17 protein-coding genes are annotated in these 21,643 nt (G+C 71.1%); 12 read left to right on the forward strand and 5 right to left on the reverse strand.

What is annotated here, in order from left to right:
- Positions 1-7 precede the first annotated feature (7 nt).
- The 3 genes from ACFPFQ_RS18785 (at position 8) to ACFPFQ_RS18795 (ending at position 3,555) form a co-directional block, all read left to right on the forward strand.
- A complete protein-coding gene (locus ACFPFQ_RS18785) occupies positions 8-634 on the forward strand; it encodes a TIGR03085 family metal-binding protein (protein ID WP_379620479.1) in 627 nt (208 codons plus the stop codon).
- A gap of 29 nt (positions 635-663) precedes the next feature.
- Positions 664-1,662 carry a 4-hydroxy-tetrahydrodipicolinate synthase gene (dapA, locus tag ACFPFQ_RS18790; RefSeq protein WP_379620481.1) on the forward strand — a complete coding sequence of 333 codons (999 nt, stop codon included), beginning with the start codon at positions 664-666 and terminating at the stop codon, positions 1,660-1,662.
- A 108-nt stretch (positions 1,663-1,770) separates the two neighbouring features.
- The gene (locus ACFPFQ_RS18795) at positions 1,771-3,555 is read left to right on the forward strand and encodes a ribonuclease J (protein WP_379620483.1); all 1,785 of its coding nucleotides are present in this window, start codon (positions 1,771-1,773) and stop codon (positions 3,553-3,555) included.
- A 121-nt stretch (positions 3,556-3,676) separates the two neighbouring features.
- Here ACFPFQ_RS18795 and ACFPFQ_RS18800 read toward each other — a convergent pair whose 3' ends face one another.
- Complete coding sequence (locus tag ACFPFQ_RS18800) at positions 3,677-5,314, reverse strand: APC family permease (RefSeq protein ID WP_379620485.1); 1,638 nt, start codon at positions 5,312-5,314, stop codon at positions 3,677-3,679.
- Positions 5,315-5,491: 177 nt separating this feature from the next.
- Here ACFPFQ_RS18800 and ACFPFQ_RS18805 point away from each other — a divergent pair, with 177 nt between their 5' ends.
- The gene (locus ACFPFQ_RS18805) at positions 5,492-6,871 is read left to right on the forward strand and encodes an aspartate aminotransferase family protein (protein WP_379620487.1); all 1,380 of its coding nucleotides are present in this window, start codon (positions 5,492-5,494) and stop codon (positions 6,869-6,871) included.
- Between the two features lie 115 nt (positions 6,872-6,986).
- Positions 6,987-7,856: a DUF559 domain-containing protein gene (locus ACFPFQ_RS18810; protein WP_379620489.1), complete on the forward strand. Its 870-nt coding sequence runs from the start codon at positions 6,987-6,989 to the stop codon at positions 7,854-7,856.
- Positions 7,857-7,933: 77 nt separating this feature from the next.
- Here ACFPFQ_RS18810 and ACFPFQ_RS18815 read toward each other — a convergent pair whose 3' ends face one another.
- Both ACFPFQ_RS18815 and lat read right to left on the reverse strand, forming a co-directional pair.
- Positions 7,934-9,481 carry an aldehyde dehydrogenase family protein gene (locus ACFPFQ_RS18815; protein WP_379620491.1) on the reverse strand — a complete coding sequence of 516 codons (1,548 nt, stop codon included), beginning with the start codon at positions 9,479-9,481 and terminating at the stop codon, positions 7,934-7,936.
- Complete coding sequence (gene lat, locus ACFPFQ_RS18820; protein ID WP_379620493.1) at positions 9,478-10,782, reverse strand: L-lysine 6-transaminase; 1,305 nt, start codon at positions 10,780-10,782, stop codon at positions 9,478-9,480. The genes ACFPFQ_RS18815 and lat overlap by 4 nt, the downstream gene beginning before the upstream one ends.
- An 82-nt stretch (positions 10,783-10,864) precedes the next feature.
- Here lat and ACFPFQ_RS18825 point away from each other — a divergent pair, with 82 nt between their 5' ends.
- Entirely contained in the window at positions 10,865-11,305 is a 441-nt protein-coding gene (locus ACFPFQ_RS18825; protein ID WP_379620495.1) for an Lrp/AsnC family transcriptional regulator, read from the forward strand.
- Between the two features lie 231 nt (positions 11,306-11,536).
- Here ACFPFQ_RS18825 and ACFPFQ_RS18830 read toward each other — a convergent pair whose 3' ends face one another.
- Positions 11,537-12,988, reverse strand: a complete 1,452-nt coding sequence (locus tag ACFPFQ_RS18830) for an aromatic amino acid ammonia-lyase (protein WP_379620497.1) — start codon at positions 12,986-12,988, stop codon at positions 11,537-11,539.
- A gap of 71 nt (positions 12,989-13,059) precedes the next feature.
- On the opposite strand from ACFPFQ_RS18830, the gene ACFPFQ_RS18835 reads away from it, so the two are divergent.
- The 4 genes from ACFPFQ_RS18835 to ACFPFQ_RS18850 all read left to right on the forward strand — a co-directional run bounded on the left by ACFPFQ_RS18835 (position 13,060) and on the right by ACFPFQ_RS18850 (position 18,103).
- Positions 13,060-13,896, forward strand: coding sequence for a MurR/RpiR family transcriptional regulator (locus tag ACFPFQ_RS18835; protein WP_379620499.1), 837 nt, complete (start codon positions 13,060-13,062; stop codon positions 13,894-13,896).
- 101 nt (positions 13,897-13,997) lie between these two features.
- Positions 13,998-16,562, forward strand: coding sequence for an FtsK/SpoIIIE family DNA translocase (locus tag ACFPFQ_RS18840; RefSeq protein ID WP_379620501.1), 2,565 nt, complete (start codon positions 13,998-14,000; stop codon positions 16,560-16,562).
- A gap of 82 nt (positions 16,563-16,644) precedes the next feature.
- A complete protein-coding gene (locus ACFPFQ_RS18845; RefSeq protein ID WP_379620503.1) occupies positions 16,645-17,523 on the forward strand; it encodes a YceI family protein in 879 nt (292 codons plus the stop codon).
- Between the two features lie 7 nt (positions 17,524-17,530).
- Positions 17,531-18,103, forward strand: coding sequence for a DUF1707 SHOCT-like domain-containing protein (locus tag ACFPFQ_RS18850; RefSeq protein ID WP_379620505.1), 573 nt, complete (start codon positions 17,531-17,533; stop codon positions 18,101-18,103).
- Between the two features lie 35 nt (positions 18,104-18,138).
- Here the strand turns inward: ACFPFQ_RS18850 and ACFPFQ_RS18855 are convergent, their stop codons facing one another.
- Entirely contained in the window at positions 18,139-18,951 is an 813-nt protein-coding gene (locus ACFPFQ_RS18855) for a crotonase/enoyl-CoA hydratase family protein (RefSeq protein ID WP_379620507.1), read from the reverse strand.
- A 39-nt stretch (positions 18,952-18,990) separates the two neighbouring features.
- Between ACFPFQ_RS18855 and ACFPFQ_RS18860 the strand changes: the two genes are divergently transcribed.
- Both ACFPFQ_RS18860 and ACFPFQ_RS18865 read left to right on the forward strand, forming a co-directional pair.
- Entirely contained in the window at positions 18,991-20,247 is a 1,257-nt protein-coding gene (locus ACFPFQ_RS18860) for an acyl-CoA dehydrogenase family protein (RefSeq protein WP_379620509.1), read from the forward strand.
- Positions 20,244-21,578, forward strand: coding sequence for a phosphotransferase family protein (locus ACFPFQ_RS18865; RefSeq protein WP_379620511.1), 1,335 nt, complete (start codon positions 20,244-20,246; stop codon positions 21,576-21,578). Before ACFPFQ_RS18860 ends, ACFPFQ_RS18865 begins: the two co-directional genes overlap by 4 nt.
- Positions 21,579-21,643: the final 65 nt, after the last annotated feature.

Here is a 21,643-nt window from a genome sequence, read left to right on the forward strand (position 1 = left end):
TCGAGGTATGACACTCGCGAGCGACGAGCGCGCTGCGCTGGCCGACACGTTCGACAAGGTCGGCCCGGATCGGCCCACGCTCTGCGGCGACTGGACCACCCAGGACCTGCTGGCCCACCTGCTCGTCCGGGAGCGCCAGCCGTGGGCCTCGGGCGGGATACTGGTGCCGGCGCTCGCACCCATCACCGAGCGGGCGATGCGCGGCTACGCGAAGACGCCATGGTCGGAGCTGGTCGACGAGTGGCGTGCGGGCGCGCCGCTCTGGTCACCGTTCCGGCTGGGCAAGGTCGACGAGATGGCCAACGGCGCCGAGCACTTCGTCCACCACGAGGATGTGCGCCGCGGCGAGCCCGGCTGGGAGCCGCGACCTGCCGACCCCAAGCGCGACGCACAGGTGTGGGCGCTGGTGGGCCGCTCCGGTCGCATGATGTACCGCCACAGCCCGGTCGGGGTGATCCTGCGCCGCCCGTCGGGCGAGCAGGCGGTGGTGAAGACCGGTCCCGGCAGCGTCACGGTGGTCGGCGAGCCGAGCGAGCTGCTGCTGCACGGCTTCGGGCGCGACGAGATCCGGGTGACGTTCGAGGGGGATCCCGCCGACCTCGCCGAGCTCCAGGCCACGTCCCGGGGGATCTGAGCGAGCCGTCGGGACGGTACCGTCAACACATGAGCCCCGCCCCTGTTGACATGCGACCGGGCCGCCCGTTCGGCCGGGTGCTGACCGCCATGGTCACACCGTTCGATGCCGAGGGCGGTCTCGACCTCGCCCGCGCCGAGGAGCTGGCCAGCCACCTGGTCGACCAGGGCAACGACGGACTGGTGGTGAACGGCACCACGGGGGAGGGGCCCACCACCACCGACACCGAGAAGTCCGAGCTGATCCGGGCGGTGATCTCGGCGGTCGGTGACCGGGCCACGGTCGTCGCCGGTGCCGGCACGTACGACACCGCACACAGCATCCATCTGGCGCGCGAGGCCGAGAAGGCAGGCGCCGACGGGTTGTTGCTGGTCACCCCGTACTACTCGCGCCCACCGCAGTCGGGCCTGGTGCTGCATTTCACCGCCATCGCCGATGCCACCGAGCTGCCGGTGATGCTCTACGACATCCCCCCGCGCAGCGTCATCCCGATCGAGATCGAGACGCTGCAGCGCCTGGCCGAGCACCCGCGGATCGTGGCCGTCAAGGACGCGCGCAACGACCTGCGCGTCGGCACCGAGGTGATCGCCACCACCACGCTGGCGTACTACTCGGGCGACGACCCCGTCAACCTGCCGTGGCTCTCGGTCGGTGCCGTGGGATTCGTCAGCGTCATCGGGCATGTCGTCGCCGATCGGCTGCGCGCCCTCATCGACGCCTACGAGGCCGGTGAGATCGAGCGCGCCCGTGCGATCAACGTCACGATGCTGCCGGTGATCCGGGCGATGGGTCGCGTCGGCGGTGCCGTGTTCGCGAAGTCGGCCCTGCGCCTGCGCGGCCTCGACGTCGGCGGCACCCGGCTGCCACTGCCCCCGGCCACCGACGACCAGGTCCGGGCCATCGCGGCCGACCTGGGCGCGGCCGGCGTGGCGCTCGACCCCGAAGCACACGGCCGCGCGGTACGCGGCCACGGCGCACTGGGCGCCCCGGCAACAGCCGACATCGGGGCGGAGGTCGCCTACCGGTGATCCTGCCCCCTCCACACCTCGGCGTCCGAAGACGCCGCATTCCACAGTAAGGAAGATCCACGTGCCCTTGTGCACCCGTTCCACCAGCACCATCCCCGGGGGCGACCGATGAGCCGTCCCCCCGCACGGTCCGACCGCGGCCGTGACCGCAGGCCCCGTTCCGCGCGTCGCGACCAGGGCCGTCCCGACACGCCGCCGCCCCCGGTGGCCGACCCGTCGCTGCCCACCGGTCCGCCCCCCGCGCTGCCCGAGGGCGCGCTGCGCATCGTGGCGCTCGGCGGCATCGGCGAGATCGGCCGCAACATGACGGTCTTCGAGTACGAGGGCCGGCTGCTCGTCGTCGACTGCGGCGTCCTGTTCCCGGCGGAGGACTCGCCGGGCGTCGACCTGATCCTGCCCGACTTCCGGGCCATCGAGCACCGCCTCGACGACATCGACGCGCTCGTGCTCACCCACGGCCACGAGGACCACATCGGTGCCGTGCCGTTCCTGCTGCGCCAGCGTCCCGAGCTGCTGATCGTCGGATCGCGGTTCACGCTCGCGCTCGTGGCGGCCAAGTGCAAGGAGCACCGCCTCACCCCGCACATGCTCGAGGTCGCCGAGGGCGCCCGCATGAAGCACGGGCCGTGGGACTGCGAGTACTTCGCGGTCAACCACTCCATCCCGGACGCGCTCGCCGTCGCCATCCGCACCCCGGCCGGCATGGTGCTGCACACCGGCGACATCAAGCTCGACCAGATCCCGCTCGACGGGCGGCTCACCGACCTGGCCGGGTTCTCCCGCCTCGGTGACGAGGGCGTGGACCTGTTCCTCGTCGACTCCACCAACGCCGACGTCCCGGGCTTCGTCATCGCCGAACGCGAGATCGGCCCCGTGCTCGACGGCGTGTTCAGCCGCTCGCCCGCGCGCATCATCGTGGCCTGCTTCGCCAGCCACGTGCACCGCGTCCAGCAGGTGCTCGACGCCGCGGCGGCGCACCGTCGCAAGGTCGTGCTCGTCGGTCGCTCCATGGTGCGCAACATGGGGCTCGCCGAGGAGCTGGGCTTCCTCAACGTGCCCGAGGGGCTGCTCGTCGACCTCGACACGGCCGCGGACATCCCCGACGCGCAGCTCGTGTACGTGTCCACGGGGTCGCAGGGGGAGCCCCTCTCGGCCCTCGCGCGGATGGCCCGCGGTGATCACCGCTCGGTGCAGATCCGCAAGGAGGACACGATCATCCTCGCCAGCTCGCTCATCCCGGGCAACGAGACGGCCGTGTTCGGCGTGATCAACGGCCTGACGCGCCTCGGCGCGTCGGTGGTGCACTCCGGCACGGCGAAGGTGCACGTCTCGGGTCACTCGCCCGCCGGCGAGCTGCTGTTCCTCTACAACGCGGTGCGCCCGAGCAATGTCATGCCGGTGCACGGCGAGTGGCGCCACCTGCGCGCCAACGCCGCGCTGGCCGTCAAGACAGGGGTGCCGGAGGAGTCGGTCGTGCTGGCCGAGGACGGCATCGTCGTCGACCTCATCGACGGCCGCGCCATCATCACCGGTCGTGTCGAGGTGGGCCGCGTCTACGTCGACGGCCTGTCGGTCGGCGACATCGGCGAGGGCACGCTCGGCGATCGGCTCGTGCTCGGCGAGGGCGGCTTCATCTCGATCACCGTGGCGATCGAGGCCACGTCCGGTCGGGCCGTCACGCGTCCCACGATCTCGGGTCGCGGGTTCTCCGACGACCCCAAGGCGCTCGACGCCGTGCTCCCGCTGGTGGAGGACGAGCTGTCGCGCACGGAGATCGAGGGCATCACCGACCCCCACCGCATCGCGCAGTCGGTGCGCCGGGTCGTGGGCAAGTGGGTGGGCGAGACCTACCGCCGCCGCCCCATGATCGTGCCGACGGTGATCGCGGTCTGATCCCCCGGTATCTCTGGATGGCAGGAAAGCCACTTTGCCGCAACGACGTTGCAGGAAAGTGGCTTTCCTGCAACGCGGCCGAGCGTCCCGCTCCCGCATGGCGGCAACGGGGCGCGGGGCCTCAGCTCGGGTCGTACGGCTTCTGACCCGGCGGCAGGTTCGACAGGTCCGGGGCGATGACGGTCGGCATGTCGCCAGAGTCGGGCAGCCCGACCCTCGCCACGCTGCCCTCCGGGCCCAGCAGCAGGTCGTGGTGCCCCGGCGTCAGCGTCTCGCCCCGGAAGAAGGCCGGCGCCACCCGGCTGTACCCCACCATCAGGACGCCGCCGAGCACCAGCGAGCCGATGCCGATGAGGAAGACGCCGAGCCCACCGCTGCCGAACACCGTGTCGGTCTCGGCCGTCAGGTAGTTCTTGGCCGAGATGATGAACGCGCCGAGCAGCAGCAGCGCGCCGAGCCCGGGCAGCACGCCCTTCGTCCACAGGTCCTTGCCCCGCAGGTGGTGGCGGTAGTACCAGACGCAGGCGAAACCGGTGAGCCCGTAGTAGAAGGCGATGAGCAGCCCCACGGCCGCGATCGAGTCGGACAGGACGTTGGAGCTCAGGAACGTCAGGCCGACGTAGAAGATGATCGACACGATCCCCATCGCCCACGTCGCGTAACTGGGCGTGAGGTAGCGCGGGTGGATGTTCGCGAACCGCGTCGGGATGGCCCGGTAGGCACCCATCGACAGCGCGGCGCGGGCCGTGGGCAGGATCGTGGTCTGCGTGCAGGCCGCCGACGAGGTCAGCACCGAGATGATCAGCAGTATCGAGAAGACCTTGCCGAAGCCGCTGTCGCCGAAGATGGCCGGACCGATGGCGGCGAAGATGTCGCTGGCGTTGTCGGGGTTGCCCAGGCCGATGCCGGTGGTGCCGGTGCCGGCGAACGCCACCGCGGCGGCGGTGACCAGCACGTTCGTCGCCACCAGGAGCAGCGTCGAGATCACGGCGGCGCGGCCGGGCGTGCGGCCCGGGTCGTCGGACTCCTCGTTGCAGGCCACAGCGGTGTCCCAGCCCCAGTAGAGGAACACGGCGATCAGCACGGCGTCGACGATGTCGGTGACGCTCATGCCGCTGGGCCACAACCAGGCCAGGCTCGGGATCGTGGCCGTGTCGGGCGCGTTGCCGGAGTACACCTTCACGAACGCGACGATCGCGAACGCAGCGAGCACGGCGAGCTCGATGCCCAGCAGCGCGTACTGCAGGCGGGCCGAGACCTCGATGCCGCGGTAGCAGATGTAGGTCATCAGGACGATCCAGACGACACCAGCCACGGTGGACCACAGCTTGTCTCCTGCGAGGTCCTCCGCCCCGAACAGCTGGAACGTGTAGGAGCCGGCGATCTGGGCGAGGTTCGCCATGACGATCACGTCGGCGGCGATGATGCCCCAGCCGCCGAGCCAGCCCACCCACGGCCCGAACGCGCGGCCGGCCCACGTGAACGTGGTGCCGCAGTCGGGTTCGGCCTTGTTGAGCTCGCGGTAGGCCACCGCGATGAGGTACATGGGGATGAACGCCAGTACCATGATCCCGGGTGACTTGTCCCCGGCCAGCACCACCACCAGTCCGAGGCTGGCGGCCAGGCTGTAGGCGGGGGCGGTGGACGACAGGCCGATCACCACGCTGGAGACCAGGCCCAGCGCGTTGCCCTTCAGTCCCTTGGAACCGGGAGCCGATCCCGCCGGCCCGTTCGCATCCCTAGCTGCCTCTGTGGTCAACAGTGCCTCCCGGCTCAGCGGACGGACGTGCGTGCGTTGGAGGGAGAGTAGGGCCTGCCACATACCCTTTCGAGAGCCAACCGGGGGACCGTCAACTGATTTCGTGTAAAATCTATTCACCTGCGGCGGATTCCCTCTACCCTTGAGGTTGTGACGGGGACGACGACGGGGGACCAGATGACCACACCTCTCGGCACCGACCGCGCCGAGGCCGCCCGCGACCACCTGTGGATGCACTTCACCCGGCACTCCACCTACGAGCAGGGCGCCAGAGTGCCGATCATGGTGCGCGGCGACGGCTGCCGGATCTGGGACTCCCAGGGCCACGGCTACCTCGACGGGCTCGCCGGGCTCTTCGTCGTGCAGGCCGGCCACGGGCGCCGCGAGCTCGCCGAGGTGGCGGCCAAGCAGGCCGAGCAGCTCGCCTTCTTCCCGATCTGGTCCTACGCCCACCCCTCGGCGATCGACCTGGCCGAGCGGCTCGCGGCGGCCACTCCCGGCGACCTCGACCGCGTCTTCTTCACCACCGGCGGCGGCGAGGCCGTCGAGAGCGCGTGGAAGCTGGCGAAGCAGTACTTCAAGCTCACCGGCAAGCCCACCAAGCACAAGGTGATCAGCCGCGCCACGGCGTACCACGGCACGCCGCACGGCGCGCTGTCGATCACCGGCATCGCCGACATGAAGATGGCGTACGAGCCGCTCGTGCCCGGCGCGTTCAAGGTGCCCAACACCAACGCCTACCGGGCTCCCGACCACCTCGGCGGCGACCTCAAGGCGTTCGGCCGCTGGGCGGCCGACCGCGTCGAGGAGGCGATACTGACCGAGGGGCCCGACTCGGTGGCGGCCGTGTTCGTCGAGCCCGTCCAGAACGCGGGCGGCTGCTTCCCGCCACCGCCCGGGTACTTCGAGCGACTGCGCGAGATCTGCGACACCTACGACGTGCTGCTCGTCTCCGACGAGGTGATCTGCGCGTTCGGGCGGGTCGGTGGCACGTTCGCGTGCTCCGAGCTCGGGTACACGCCCGACATCATCACCTGCGCGAAGGGCATGACGTCGGGCTATTCGCCGATCGGGGCGATGATCGCGAGCGAGCGCGTGTTCGAGCCGTTCAAGAACGGCACCAACACCTTCCTGCACGGCTACACGTTCGGCGGGCACCCGGTCTCGGCGGCCGTCGCGATGGCCAACCTCGACATCATGGAGCGCGAGGGGCTGGGCGAGCACGTCCGCAAGCAGTCGCCGGTGTTCCGGGCGACGCTGGAGAAGCTGCGCGACCTGCCCATCGTCGGCGACGTCCGGGGTGAGGGATTCTTCTTCGGCATCGAGATGGTGAAGGACAAGGCCACGAAGGAGACCTTCACCGCCGAGGAGTCGGAGCGGCTCCTGCGCGGCTTCCTGTCCGGTGCGCTGCTGGAGGCGGGGTTGTACTGCCGTGCCGACGACCGGGGCGACCCGGTGATCCAGCTGGCCCCGCCGCTGGTGGCCGATGTGGCGGAGTTCGACGAGATCGAGCAGATCCTGCGCGGGGTGCTGACGGAGGCGTGGGCGCGCCTGTAGCTCTGCAAGCCCGTCGAGAACGACGTTGCCATGATCAAAAGGCTCATTCGATCATGGCAACGTCGTTCTCGACGGAAACGCCACGGGAAACGGGGACGTCCGGGACCCTTGACGCATGCTCGATGGACCCTTTGTCGGTTCGGCGGCGGTGGACGCCGGCCTGATCACTGCTGCCGCCCTGCAGGGCGATCTCTACGAGTCGGTCTTCCGCGACGTCTTCATCAGGGCAGGCACAGAGCAGGATCTCGTCGTCCGATCCCGGGCGGCTCACCTGCTCTGCCCGGCGGACGGAGCGCTGGGTGGGTTCTCGGCAGCTGCCTTGCACGAAGCCGGCTGCCATCCGCCGAACGCTGCCGCCGAGCTGATCGTCCCGAGGGGCGAGATCCGCAAGCGCCGTGGGCTCGTCGTCCGGCAGGCGGTACTCCCGCCCGAGGACGTCGTCGACATCAAAGGGATGCGGGTCACCACCGCGTTTCGCACCGCGCGCGACCTCGGTCGACGATTGCCGCTGGTCGATGCGGTCGCCGCGATCGATGCGTTGGCCCGCGTCGGCAAGTTCGATCCCGCGATGCTGCGGAACTCCTGTGCGCCGGGCACTCGAGGCTGCCGACGTCTCTACGAGGCGATCAAGCTGGCGAATCCGTTGTCCGGATCGGTCATGGAGACGCGCATGCGGCTCCTCCTCCATTTCGCGGGACTGCCCGAGCCGGTTCTCCAATACCCGCTACGGGACAGCAACGGCGTGCGGTTCGCTCTCATCGACATCGCGTACCCCCAGGCGCGCCTGGCACTCGAGTACGACGGCAAGGAACACTTCACCGACGAGCTGCGCGGCCGCCACGACCGTCGTCGCGACCTGCGAGTGGACGACCTCGACTGGTACACGATGCGGTTCACCGATGAGCAGGTTCTGCAGGAACCGCAGCTCACGGTCGCCAGGGTCCAGCGCCGGCTGACCGAGCGCCTGGCCCGCTTCGCCTCCTGACCGTCGAGAACGACATTGCCATGATCGAATGGCCCTTTTGATCATGACAACGTCGTTCTCGACGGTGTGGTGGGGAGTTAGGGGAGGCGGAACTCCATGTCTGCGGGGAGGTCGGCGGTGTCCATCTGCGCCTTCTGCAGCTTGCCGGCGAAGTCCCAGTTCATCGACTGCCACCGGGTGAACTGGTCCAGCACCCAGATGCCGGACTGGCGGCTGCCGTTGCCCGAGCGCCCGTTGCCGCCGAAGGGCAGGTGCGCCTCGGCGCCACTCGTCGAGTTGTTGACGCTGACCATCCCCGCGCTCACCTGCTCGCGGAAGCGGAACGCGTGCACCGGCGTCGACGTGTAGATCGCCGCCGACAGCCCGTAGCCGTGCCCGTTGGCCAGCGCGATCGCCTCGTCGAACGTCTCGAACGAGGCCACCCCGACGATCGGCCCGAACGTCTCGGTGTTGGCGATCGCGTCATCGAGCCGGACGCCGTCGACGATCGTCGGGTGGGCGTAGATGCCGTTCGCCGCGTCGCCGGTGAACCCCTCGCGCGGGTTGTCGGCCGTGATCCGGCCGGTGCCGGTGGAGCCGTGCAGCGTGTGGTGGGGCTGCACGAGGTCGAGGTGACGTTCGAAGTTCGCGAGGAACCGGTCGGAGATCATCGGCCCGTAGAGCACCTCGCCGGTGGGGTCCCCGATCGTCGACGCCCGCAGCCGCGCGTCCAGGCGCGCGAGGAACTCGTCGTGGATCGACGCGTGCACGATCGCCGTCCCCATCGACGTGCAGCGCTGCCCGGCCGTGCCGAACCCGGAGAACAGCGCCCCCTCCACGGCCAGGTCGAGATCGGCGTCGGGCATGACGACCAGCGGGTTCTTGCCGCCGAGCTCGAGGCACGGGTTCTGCAGGTGCCGGCCGGCGAGCTCACCGATGCGGACCCCGACCGCCGACGACCCGGTGAACCCGATCTTGTCGACGAGCCTCGCGTCGAGCGCCGCCGACAACCCCTCGAACGTCGCGGGCCCGTCGGTGAGCACCGTGTTGAGCACGCCGTCGGGCAGCCCGCCCCGCACGAACAGCTCGGTGAACGCCTCCGCGATCGCCGGCGTGTACTCGGCGGGCTTCCACACCGCGGCGTTGCCGCACAGCAGAGCCGGCACCAGGTACCAGGACGGCACGGCCACCGGGAAGTTGCCGGCCGTGACGATCACCGTCACCCCCACCGGCACGCGGAATGTGAACAGCTGCTTGTCCGACATCTCGCTCGGCACCGTCTGGCCGTAGAGCCTGCGGCCCTCACCGGCGAAGAACGAGCAGGTGTCGATGACCTCCTGCACCTCGCCGCGGGCCTCGGCGAGCGGCTTGCCGATCTCCCGCGTGACCAGCGCCGACAGTGCCTCCTTGTTGGCCTCGACGAGCCGGCCGATGCGCTCGATCACGCGCCCGCGCACGGGAGCAGGGGTGGCCGCCCAGCCGCGCTGTGCGTCGCGGGCCACGCGGCACGCCTCGACGAGGTCGGCGGCCGTGCCGAGCGCGGCCTCCGCGAGGGTCTCGCCGGTCGCGGGGTCGATCGAGGCGAGTCGGGTGCCCCCTTCCTCGCGCCACTTGCCGCCGACGTGGGAACCGATCGTGCGCGTCACGCGCGAACCGCCTTCGCGATCGAGGCGAGTGCGAGCTCCAGCTCGTCCTCGCCGATGGTCAGTGCCGGCCGCAGCCGGATCGAACGCTCCCCGCCGGGGAGCACGAGCACACCCGCCGCGTGCATGCGCTTGACGACGGCGTTGCGGAGGTCGGCCGTGGGCAGGTCGAACGCGACGAACAGGCCGCGGCCCCGGGCGTTGTCGATGCCGTCGATGGCGCGCAGGTCGTCGAGCAGTCGCTTGCCCAGCAGGGCCGCCCGCTCGATGAGCGCCTCGGACTCGATCACCTCCAGGTTGCGCTGCGAGCGCACCATGTCGGTGAGGTTGCCACCCCACGTCGAGTTGATCCGCGACGACACCTTGAACACGTTGTCGGGCACCTCGTCGAGGCGCCCACCCGCCATGATCCCGCAGACCTGGATCTTCTTGCCGAACGCCACGATGTCGGGGTTGACGCCGAGCTGCTGGTACGCCCACGCGGTGCCGGTCATGCCCGCGCCGGTCTGCACCTCGTCGAGCACGAAGAGGGCATCGTTCTCGACGCACAACGCCTGCATGGCCTGCAGGAACTCCGGCCGCAGGTGGTTGTCGCCGCCCTCGCCCTGGATGGGCTCGGCGATGAAGCAGGCGATGTCGTGCGGGTTCGCCGCGAACGCCGCGCGCGCCTGCCCCAGCGCCCGCGCCTCGGCGGCCTCGGCATCGGCCAGGTGCTTGTCGAGGGGGAACCGGATCGCGGGGACGTCGATGCGCGGCCAGTCGAACGTCGGGAACAGCGCCGTCTTCGTCGGGTCGGTGTTGGTGAGCGACATCGTGTAGCCGCTGCGCCCGTGGAAGGCCTTGCGCAGGTGCAGCACCTTCGTGCCCTTGTCGGCGGGCCGCCCGTGCAGCGCGTTGTGGCGCCGCTTCCAGTCGAACGCCGTCTTCAGCGCGTTCTCGACGGCCAGCGCCCCACCCTCGACGAGGAACAGGTAGGGCAGGGCCGGGTCGCCGAGCACGCGCTCGAACGTGGCCACGAACTCCGCCATGTGGGTGGTGTAGATGTCGGAGTTCGACGGCTTGTTGACCGCGACCTCCGCCAGGCGCGCCATGAACGCCGCATCCTCGGTGAGCGCCGGGTGGTTCATCCCCAGCGGGGCGGAGGCGAAGAAGCTGAACAGATCCAGGTGACGGGTCCCGTCCCTGGCGTCGACGATCCAGGATCCGCGGCTGGCCTCGGTGTCCAGCACGAGATCGAAACCATCGACGAGCATGTGCCGGCGGAGGGTGTCGTGCACCGCGCCCGGAGCGACCGTGGTTTCCATACCGTCAAGTGTCTTGACGCGATCCGAACGGCGCACGATGCCGACCGTCGGTGTTCACCGGCGAACTGCCACCATGTCGTTCGTGACGCCGACGGATCGTCAGATCGACGACCTGGACCGCAGGCTGCTGGCCCTCTTGACCAAGGACGGCCGGGCCGCGATGGCCGAGCTGGGGCGCAGCATCGGGCTCTCCCGCACGGCGGTGCTGGCGCGCGTGCAACGGCTCGAACGCGACGGCGTGATCCGCGGCTACCACGCCGAGGTGGAGCTCCCCGGTGTGGCGGCGGCGCACCGGGCGCGGGTGGGGCTGGTCATCCGCACCACCGACGTCGCGGGGTACGTCCGGCGCCTCGACGGGCTGCCCGGTGTCACCGGGATCGAGACGGTTGCCGGCGAGTACGACCTGATCCTGCTGGTCTCGGCGCCGAGCGCGGAGGAGCTGGACGTGGTGCTGGACCGCATCCAGGGCTGGCGCGAGACGATCCGCACCACCACGTGGGTGGTGCTCAAGCAGTACCGCTGAAGGTCGGCGGGGCGGTCGCGCGGGCAGGGTGCCCGCCACCGCGCCAACCTGTTGGCCACCGCGCCGACGTCTGGACGTTGGCGCGGTGGCCACGGGGTTGGCGCGGTCGCCGGACGCCCACGGCGCCAACCCCGTCGCCACGGCGCAACCGGATGCCCACGGCGCCAATCTGTTGGCCACGGCGCCGACGTCAGGACGTTGGCGCGGTGGCTACGGGGTCGGCGCGGTCGTTCAGAACGCCGCCAGGCTGTCCACCAGCCGCTCGGCCTCGGCCACCTCGTCGCTGAGGGGGTGGTCGGCCTCCACCATCGGCAGCCGGCCGGCCGCTAGCCGGAACGCGTCGGCCACCGGCGCCGGGGGGATCTCGGCGCCGGCCAGCCGCAGTGCCCGCACCGCGCCGAGCAGCTCGCAGGCGATCACCGTGCGGTAGGCGTCGGCGGCGGCCCGGGTGCTGCGCGCGGCGTGCGTGGAGAAGCTGGCGTGGTCCTCCAGGCCGCGGGAGATCACCGCGGTGCCGAGCGTGACGGGGGAGGCGTTGTGGCGCAGCTCGCCGAGCGCGTCGTGCGCCACGTACTCGAGGATCATGATCCCGGAGCTGCCCGGCGGCCCCGCGGCGAGGAACGGCGAGAGCCCGGTGAGGTCGGGCTCGACGAGGTCGGACAGGCGCGCGGCCGAGAGCTCGGCGACGTGGTGCAGCGCGGCGCGCAGGTGGTCGAGCGTCAGCGCGAGGTACGCCGTGGAGAACTGGCCGTGGTGGTAGACCTCCTCGGTGTCGATGTCGATCAACGGGTTCTCCGCTGCCGCGTTGATGTCGATCGAGAGCACGCGCTCCAGCGCGTCGACCGCATCCATCGCCGGCCCGTGGACCTGGGGGAAAGCCCGGAGTCCGAACGGATCCTGCAGGCGCCTGCCGACGGGCAGGTCGGCGCCGGACGGGAGCAGCCGGCGCATCTCGGCCGCGCACCGCATCGAGCCGGGGTGCGGCCGCGCCGCGTGCACCCGTTCCGAGTAGGCCTCCGGGGATCCGCCGAGCGCGGTGAACGACAGTGCCGCCACCACCTGGCTCGCGGTGAGCAGGCGCCGCACGTCGTGCCAGGCGAACAGGGCCTGGGCCAGCGTGGCGGCGTTGCTCGAGATGAACGCGAGCGCGTCACCGGGGCTGATCGCCACCGGGTCGAGCGAGCCGACGGCCCACGGTCGTTGCCCGCCGAGGGTGAGTGCGATCTCGGCGAGCGCGGAGAGGTCGCCGGTGCCGATCGCGCCACGGGAGTGCACCAGCGGCACCGCCCCGACCCGCAGTGCCACCTCCAGCGCCTGCATCAGCCGCGGGTGGACGCCGCTGCCGGCGGCGGCGAGCTGGTTGAGCCGGATCACCAGCGTGGCGCGCACGAGGCTGTCGGGCAGCGGCTCGCCGGTGCCGCCCGCGTGGCTGCGCAGCAGCCGCAGGCCGTGCTGATCGGCCGAGTCGGGATCGATGACGGCGTGACGGTTGGCCCCGACGCCGGTGGTGCGGCCGTAGACGGCGCGCTTCGCGCCGGTGTCGACGGCGATCTCGTACGCCTTCCCGGCGCGCTGCACGGCGTCGTCGTCGAGCTCGACCGAGGCGCTGCGTCGCGCGACGCGCACCACATCGCTGCAGCTCAGGTCGCTGCCGACGATCCGGATCCGGCTGCTGTCGGTCATGGCCCCCTCTTGACAAGTATCTATTCACTCTCGAAGCTGAATGAAACTCTTCATTCCTCGAGGTGGCAAGGGTGGAAACAGGACCGCAACAGTCGCTCCAGCAGCTGTTCGGCGACCACCGGTTCACCCCTGCGCAACGGCGGATCGCCGCCTACCTGGTCGCCCACCGCGCCGACGCGGCGTACCTCACGATCTCCGAGCTCGCCGAGCGTGCCGAGGTGAGCCAACCGTCGGTGACGCGGTTCGTCGCGCTGCTCGGGTTCGACGGGTACCCCCGGTTCCGCAAGCACCTGCGCACGGCCGAGCCGGCGGCAGGCGCCTCGGCCGAGCGCAACAAGTTCCAGCGGGCCATCGACCGCGACGCGGGCAACCTCGCCGCGTTGCGCACCCGGCTCGCCGACGACACTGCGCTCGCCGCCGCCGGCCGCCGGCTCGTGGCGTCCGAGCCGCTGGTGGTGATGGGTTTCCGGGTGTCGGGCCCGCTGGCCGCCCTGTTCGGCTACCTGGCGGCGAAGATCCATCCCGACGTCCGCGTGCTCGACGCCGGCGGGAGCGTGCTGGGCGACCGGCTGCGGCACGCGCAGCGCTGCGGGGCCGCCACGGTGCTGCTCTTCGCCCTCCCGCGGTACCCTTGCGAGGCCCGTGCTGCCCTGCTGCAGGCCCGTGACCTGGGCCTGCACACCGTACTGCTGACCGACAAGCCGGTGTCGGCCCTCACCGCCGACGCCGACGACGTGCTCAGCGCCGGCGTGGCCGGCGAGCTCGTGTTCGACTCGCACGCCGCGGTCATGTCGCTGTCGGTGGCGCTGCTGGAGGCCATGGCCGACGCTGCGGGCGCCGCGGCCCAACAGCGGCTGGAGATCTTCGAGGAGTATGCCGCTGACCAGGGGATCTTCCTGCCGGAATGAGCTGGGCGGTGATCCAGGAGCCGGCAGCTGTGGCCGTCGTGTGATGCGGAGCGGGTGCGTCGGTCACCGGATCGGGGGGCCGTTCCCGATACCGTGGACCCATGGCGGGACGGACGACGGCAGGCGGTAGCAGGAGCGCCGCGGCGCGATCGTCGAGCAGCATCACCAGCAACAGCGCCGCGGGTGGCCGGAAGCCCGCGCCACGGCGCAAGAGCACCGGCACCACACGCCGCCCGGCAGCGCGCAAGCCGCCGCCCAGCAAGGGTCCCGACATGATCGACCGCGGCATCGACGGCGTCGGCCGCGGCGTCGCCAAGCTGGGCAAGTCGATGGGCCGCGCCGTCGGGCGCACCCGCGAGCTCGACCCGGCTCACCGCCGCGACGGGCTGGGCGTGGCCCTGCTCGTGCTCGCGGTCATCAGCGCCGCCGGTATCTGGTTCGGGGCGGGCGGCCCCGTCGGCCAGTGGGTGTCCACGGCGCTGTCCTACATCGTCGGGCACGGAGCGGTGGTCCTGCCGGTGCTGCTGGCGCTGGCAGGCGGACTGCTGATGGCCACCAAGCCGAACCCGGACTCGCGCCCGCGCATCGCGGTGGGATCGCTGCTGTTCGCGCTCGGCGTGCTCGGTCTGGTGCACCTGATCTCCGGACGCCCCGACGACCCGTCGCAGTGGAACGTCGGGGGTGGTGCCCTCGGGTACCTCGCCGCCACGCCACTGGCCACCGGGCTCACGGCGTGGGTCGCGGTGCCGGTGCTGCTGCTGCTCTCCGCCTTCGCGTTCCTCGTGCTCACCGGCACCCCGGTGCGGCAGGTCCCCAACCGCGTGCGGCGGCTGCTCGGCCGCGCCGTCGAGGAGGAGCCCACCGACGAGACGGATGCCGATGCCGCGGTGGACCCGATCGACGAGGCCGAGGCGGCCCCGCTGCGCCGCCCGTCGCGCCGGCGCCAGTCCTCGCGCGTGGCCGACGTCTACAAGGACGACTCGCTGCTCGATGAGCCCACCGTCATCGACGCCCCGGCCATCGAGGCGCCGCCCGCGCTGCCGACGGCGCTGCCCAAGGCCCGCAAGTCCCCCGCCGCCATCCCGGCGACCCCGCCCGCGGTCGAGCCGGAGCCCGACGGCGCGGTGGGGGAGCAGCTGCGGCTGACCGTCGCACCGTCGGACGGCACCGTCTACAAGCTGCCGCCGAGCGACCTGCTGCCCACCGGCCCCGTGCCCAAGACGCGCAGCAGCGCCAACGACGCGATGATCGAGCGGATCACCGGCGTGCTGGAGCAGTTCGCCATCGACGCGCAGGTCACCGGCTTCACGCGCGGCCCGACGGTCACGCGCTACGAGATCGAGCTGGGCCCGGCCGTGAAGGTCGAGAAGATCACCCAGCTGACCAAGAACATCTCCTACGCCGTGGCCACCGACAACGTCCGCATCCTGGCGCCGATCCCGGGCAAGTCGGCCGTCGGCATCGAGGTGCCCAACACCGACCGGGAAATGGTGCGCCTGGGCGACGTGCTGCGCTCGGGCACCGCCCGCGCCGAGCAGCACCCGCTCGTCGTCGGGCTCGGCAAGGACATCGAGGGCCACTTCCTCACGGCCAACCTCGCGAAGATGCCCCACCTGCTCGTGGCCGGTTCCACCGGTTCCGGGAAGTCGAGCTTCGTCAACTCGATGCTCGTGTCGCTGCTGTCGCGGGCCACGCCGGACGAGGTCCGGATGATCCTCATCGACCCCAAGATGGTGGAGCTCACGCCCTACGAGGGCATCCCGCACCTGATCACGCCCATCATCACGCAGCCCAAGAAGGCGGCGTCGGCGCTGTCGTGGCTGGTGGAGGAGATGGAGCAGCGCTACCAGGACATGCAGGTCAACAAGGTGCGCCACGTCGACGAGTTCAACCGCAAGGTACGCACCGGGGAGATCACCGCACCGCTGGGCAGCGAGCGCGAGTACCGGCCCTACCCGTACATCCTGTGCATCGTCGACGAGCTGGCCGACCTCATGATGACCGCCCCGCGCGACGTCGAGGACGCGGTCGTGCGGATCACGCAGAAGGCCCGGGCCGCCGGAATCCACCTGGTGCTCGCGACGCAGCGCCCGTCCGTCGACGTCGTCACCGGCCTGATCAAGACGAACGTGCCGTCGCGGCTGGCGTTCGCGACGTCGTCGCTCACCGACTCGCGGGTCATCCTCGACCAGCCCGGCGCCGAGAAGCTCATCGGTATGGGCGACGCGCTGTACCTGCCGATGGGCGCGAGCAAGCCCGTCCGCATGCAAGGAGCGTTCGTCGACGACGACGAGATCTCCGCCGTGGTCAAGTTCAGCAAGGACCAGGCCGAGCCGACCTATCTGGAAGGCGTGACCGTTCAGAAGGCCGGTGAGGCGAAGGAGGTCGACCCCGAGATCGGCGACGACCTCGACGTCCTGCTGCAGGCCGCCGAGCTGATCGTCACGTCGCAGTTCGGCTCCACGTCGATGCTGCAGCGCAAGCTGCGCGTCGGGTTCGCGAAGGCCGGGCGGCTCATGGACCTGCTGGAATCGCGCAACATCGTGGGTCCGTCGGAGGGTTCGAAGGCCCGCGACGTCCTCATCAAACCGGACGAGCTGGAGAGCGTGCTGTGGCTCATCCGAGGTGGCGACGGACCCGCTCCGGACGACGACGAGGACGACTGATCCGCTACTCACGGTGATATCTGTGGGCATTCCCACAGGTGGACGGTCGTGAGCGATCACGCCGCGTGTCACAGTGGTCACCATGTTCTGGAGCAAGCGGCGCCGGGTCGAGGCGCGTGGGGTGGCCGGCGGGCGGCGGGCGATGGTGCCGATCCCGCTGACGGGCGGGTTGTTGAGCGGTGAGCTGCGTGACGAGGACGGCAAGCCGCTCGCCGGCGCCGAGGTGTCGATCTTCGACCGGGGCAGCAGGCGGGTGGCGCGCTCCGACACCGACATCTTCGGGTTCTTCGCCGCCGCGGTGGTGCCGGGCGACTTCCGGCTCCGCGTCGAGGCGGGCGGGTACCAGAGCCTGCACGACCGGGTCGAGGTCGAGTGGGGCTCGCACAACCCGCTCGGCCAGCTGACGATGATCAGGGACGATTCGCTGACCGTCCCGACCGCCGGGCTCTACGAGATCGACCCCGACCACTCGGCGATCCGGTTCGTCGCCCGCCACATCGCGATGTCGCGCGTGTACGGCGAGTTCCGCCAGTTCGCCGGGCGGATCCAGATCGCCGAGCCGTTCGAGGACTCCAACGTCGAGGTCGTCATCGACGCCGCCAGCGTGCACACCAACAGCGCCAAGCGCGATGAGCACCTGCGCTCCGCCGACTTCCTCGACGCCGCCCGGTTCCCGCACCTGCGGTTCGTCAGTCACAAGTTCGCGCGGACCGGCGGCAACCGGTGGCTGATCGACGGCGAGCTGACGTTGCACGGCATGACCAGCGACGTCCAGCTCGACACCACCTACCTGGGCATGCAGGAGTGGAACGGCATGCGTGCAGGCTGCACGGCCACCACCGAGCTGCACCGCGAGCACTTCACCGTCAACTGGCAGCAGATGCTCGGCCGTGGTGTCCCGGTGGTGGGCTCCACGATCCAGATCGTCCTGGACATCCAGGGCGTGCTTGCCACGGGATGATGAGGGGATGAGTGAGCCGATCGATCCTGCGGACCTGCGGATCTCCCACGCCGAGCGCCAGCACGTGCTCGACCTGCTGCAGCGGGCACTCGACCTCGGGATGCTCGACGTCGAGGAGTACGGCGAGCGTTCCGGCCGTGCCGTGCAGGCGGTCACCCGCCGCGACGTCAACGTGCTGGTGGCCGACATCGCCGTGCTCAAGAACCAGGGCGGGCCGGCACCGTCGGACACCGTCGAGCTGCGCGGCGACTTCTCGTCGGTCAAACGCAAAGGCCGGTGGGAGGTGCCGCGCAAGCTCGTGCTGCGCCGCCGGATGGGCTCGGCGGAGCTCGACTTCACCGAGGCGCACATCGTGCACCCGGTCGTCGAGATCGAGCTCGACATCGGCGGTGGGTCCGTGGAGATGCGGCTGCCGGAGGGGGCGAGCGCCTCGATCGACGGGATCGAGGTCACCGTCGGCAGCATCGAGGACCACCGGAAGAACCCGCCGCGCGAGGGCACCCCGCACTTCCTGATCACCGGCCGGGTGCGGTGGGGATCGATGGAGCTGAAGGGCCCGAAGCGGCGCCTGTTCGGCTGATCGACGCGGCTGATCGACGCGGCTGATCGACTCGGCTAGTCGGCGAACTTCGGCGCGCGCTTCTCGAAGCCCGCGGTGATGGCCTCCACCTGGTTGGGGCTGCCGATCAGCGCACCGATCTCCACCTGCTCGGCGGCGAAGCCCGTGGTCAGATCCACGCGGCCGGCCATGTCGAGCAGCCGTTTCGCGGCGCGCACGGCGTGTGGGCTGCGGCCCGCGATCTGCGTGGCCATCTCCAGCGCGGCGGCGAGCGGGTCGTCGGCCAGCTTCGTGGCCAGCCCGATCGCGACGGCCTCGGTGCCGCTCACCATGCGGCCGGTGAGCGTCAGCTCCTTCGCGACGTCGCGGCCGACGAGCTCGGGCAGCAGCTGGGAGCCGGTCATGTCCGGGATCAGGCCCCACTTGATCTCCAGGACCGACATGCGGGCGTCGGGCGCGACGATGCGGATGTCGGCGCCGAGCGCGATCTGCAGGCCGCCGCCGAGCGCATTGCCGCGCACCGCCGCGATCACAGGGACGGCCAACTCGGCCCAGACGTGCGCGGCGCGCTGTCCGGTGGCCTTCGCCGGGCCGTCGGTGTCGGGGAGCTGCACCGATGCCGAGAGCCGGCCGCCCTCCCGCATCGCCTGGAACGAGCCGAAGTCCAGCCCGGCGCAGAAGTCCGGGCCCGCTCCCGAGAGCACCACCACGCGGACCGTCGGATCCGTCTTGAGCTGCTCACCCGTCGTGACCAGCGCGGCGAACATCGCGGGATCGATCGCGTTGCGCTTCTCGGGGCGGGAGAGCCGCACGTCGGCGATCCCGTCGGTCACGATGACGGTCACACGCTGGGCATCGTCCACGGACATGTTTGTCACCCTAGTTGAACGAGTGTTAAGTAAACAGACGTGGACTTCGACCTCCCGAGCGACCTCGTCCGACGCCTCGCCGACCTCGACGCCTTCATCGAGCGCGAGATCGTGCCGCTGCAGCAGCAGGACGACAACGAGCGGTTCTTCGACCATCGCCGGGAGTGGGCGCGCACCGACTTCGAGGGCGGCGGCGTGCCCCGCCGGGAGTGGGAGGAGCTGCTCGGCGAGATGTTCCGCCGCGCCGACGCCGCCGGCTGGCTGCGCTACGGCCTGCCGGAGTCGGTCGGCGGCGCGGGCGGCTCCAACCTGGACATGGCGGTGATCCGCGAGCACCTGGCGCACCGGGGCCTCGGCCTGCACAACGACCTGCAGAACGAGTCGTCGGTCGTCGGCAACTTCCCGTTCGTCCACATGCTGCTGGAGTTCGGGACGCCCGCGCAGCACGAGGAGTTCCTCGCCCCGATGCTGCGCCGCGAGGCCCGCATCGGCTTCGGCCTCACCGAACCCGAGCACGGCAGCGACGCCACCTGGATGGAGACCACCGGCGTCCGCGACGGCGGCGACTGGATCCTCAACGGTGCCAAGCGCTTCAACTCCGGCATGCACGCGGCCACCCACGACGTCGTGTTCGCCCGCACCTCGGGAGCGGCGGGCAGCGCGCGGGGGATCACGGCGTTCTTCGTGCCGACCGATGCGCCGGGGTTCTCCGTGGACTTCCACTGGTGGACGTTCAACATGCCCACCGACCACGCCGAGGTGACGATCAGCGACGTCCGCGTGCCGGACTCGGCGATCTTCGGGGCCGAGGGTGAGGGGCTCGCGGTGGCGCAGACGTTCGTGCACGAGAACCGGATCCGGCAGGCCGCGTCCGGGGTCGGGGCCGGTCAGTACTGCATCGACCGCAGCGTCGCCTACGCCCGCGAGCGGGTGACGTTCGGGCAGCCGCTGGCGTCGCGCCAGGCCATCCAGTGGCCGCTGGTCGAGCTGCAGACCGAGGCCGAGATGCTGCGCGGGCTCGTGCGCAAGACGGCGTGGGAGCTCGACCGGGTGCCGCACATGGAGATCAGCGACAAGGTCTCGATGTGCAACTACCGCGCCAACCGCTTCGTCTGCGAGGCGGCCGACCGGGCGATGCAGGTGCACGGCGGCCTCGGGTACACGCGGCACACGCCGTTCGAGCACATCTACCGCCACCATCGGCGCTACCGGATCACCGAGGGGGCCGAGGAGATCCAGATGCGCAAGGTCGCGGGCTACCTGTTCGGTTTCGCCGGGCCGCGGAAGGTGCGATGACGGAGCTCGCCGAGCGCCTGGCGGGGCGACTCGCCGCGTTGCTCGGCGAGCCCGTCGGCGTGGAAGGGCTGCATCGGCTCACCGGTGGCGCCAGCCAGGAGACGTGGGCGTTCGAGGCGGTCACGGGTGCGACCACACGGCGGCTGGTGCTGCGCCAGGATCCGGCCGACGCCGTCCGCCCGGGCGGGATGGCGCTGGAGGCGGCCGCCATCACGGCGGCGGCCGCCGCGGGCGTGCCGGTACCGCGGCTGGTCGACCACGGCGTGTTCGACACCCCGTACCTGATCACCGAGCACGTCGACGGCGAGACGATCGCACGCAAGCTGCTGCGCGAGGAGCGCTACGCGGCGGCTCGGGCCGGGCTGGCCGCCGAGATGGGCCGCACGCTGGCCCGCATCCATTCCGTGCCGCTCACCGCGGTGCCGGGGCTGCCGTCGGGGGACCCCGTCGAGCAGCTGCGGCAGACCGCCGACGAGGTGGGCGAGCCGCTGCCGACCGTCGAGATCGCGCTGCGGTGGCTCGACCAGAACCGGCCCGAGCCCGTGCCCGCCGCGCTGGTGCACGGCGACTTCCGCAACGGCAACCTCATCGTCGACGAGCGGGGGATCCGCGCCGTCCTCGACTGGGAGCTGGCGCACCGCGGCGACCCCCGCGAGGACCTCGGCTGGGTGTGCGTCAAGGCGTGGCGGTTCGGCACGGCGCTACCGGTCGGCGGCTTCGGCACGGTCACGCAGCTGCTCGACGGCTATGCCGAGGTGGCCGGGCAGCGCCCCGCCGAGTCCGCGGTGCACTGGTGGCTCGTGCACCGCACCACGTGGTGGGCGCTCGGGTGCCGGGAGATGGCGGAGCGGCACCTGTCGGGGGAGACCAGCTCGGTGGAGCTCGCCGCGATCGGGCGGCGGGTCTGCGAGCAGGAGCACGACCTGCTGCTGGCGCTGGGGGAGCCGGCCGGCCCGGTGCCCGCCCCGGTCGCGGCACCGCACTCGGACCTGCACGGCCATCCCAGTGCCGGCGAGCTGGTGGCGGCCGTGGCGGCGTTCCTGCGGTCGGAGGTCCAGCCCGGGGCCGACGCACGGCTCGGGTTCCTCGGGCGCGTCTCGGCGAACGCGCTCGACGGGGTGGAGCGGGAGCTGCGGCTGGGGCCCGAGCAGGAGCGGAGACACCGGGAACGGCTGGCGGCGCTGGGGTACGCCGACCAGGCTGGGCTGTGCGCGGCCATCCGGTCGGGGGAGCTGGCCCACGACGATCCGACGCTGCGGGCCGTGGTGCGGGAGGCGGTGACCGACCGGCTGGCGGTGGCGAACCCCAAGTACCTCCGGTACCCGGGGTGAGGTGTGGTGTCGCCCGGCCGGCAGATCAACAGGAGGGCACAACAGTCACCCGGCGCGGACGAGCC

The organism is Pseudonocardia sp. GCM10023141, from assembly GCF_042653605.1.

Coding starts and splice junctions, on each gene's coding strand:
- ACFPFQ_RS18785 (WP_379620479.1), top strand. CDS start 8: ATGACACTCGCGAGCGACGAGCGCGCTGCGCTGGCCGACACGTTCGAC.
- dapA (WP_379620481.1), top strand. CDS start 664: ATGAGCCCCGCCCCTGTTGACATGCGACCGGGCCGCCCGTTCGGCCGG.
- ACFPFQ_RS18795 (WP_379620483.1), top strand. CDS start 1,771: ATGAGCCGTCCCCCCGCACGGTCCGACCGCGGCCGTGACCGCAGGCCC.
- ACFPFQ_RS18805 (WP_379620487.1), top strand. CDS start 5,492: ATGACCACACCTCTCGGCACCGACCGCGCCGAGGCCGCCCGCGACCAC.
- ACFPFQ_RS18810 (WP_379620489.1), top strand. CDS start 6,987: ATGCTCGATGGACCCTTTGTCGGTTCGGCGGCGGTGGACGCCGGCCTG.
- lat (WP_379620493.1), bottom strand. CDS start 10,782: ATGGAAACCACGGTCGCTCCGGGCGCGGTGCACGACACCCTCCGCCGG.
- ACFPFQ_RS18830 (WP_379620497.1), bottom strand. CDS start 12,988: ATGACCGACAGCAGCCGGATCCGGATCGTCGGCAGCGACCTGAGCTGC.
- ACFPFQ_RS18840 (WP_379620501.1), top strand. CDS start 13,998: ATGGCGGGACGGACGACGGCAGGCGGTAGCAGGAGCGCCGCGGCGCGA.
- ACFPFQ_RS18845 (WP_379620503.1), top strand. CDS start 16,645: ATGTTCTGGAGCAAGCGGCGCCGGGTCGAGGCGCGTGGGGTGGCCGGC.
- ACFPFQ_RS18850 (WP_379620505.1), top strand. CDS start 17,531: ATGAGTGAGCCGATCGATCCTGCGGACCTGCGGATCTCCCACGCCGAG.
- ACFPFQ_RS18855 (WP_379620507.1), bottom strand. CDS start 18,951: ATGTCCGTGGACGATGCCCAGCGTGTGACCGTCATCGTGACCGACGGG.
- ACFPFQ_RS18865 (WP_379620511.1), top strand. CDS start 20,244: ATGACGGAGCTCGCCGAGCGCCTGGCGGGGCGACTCGCCGCGTTGCTC.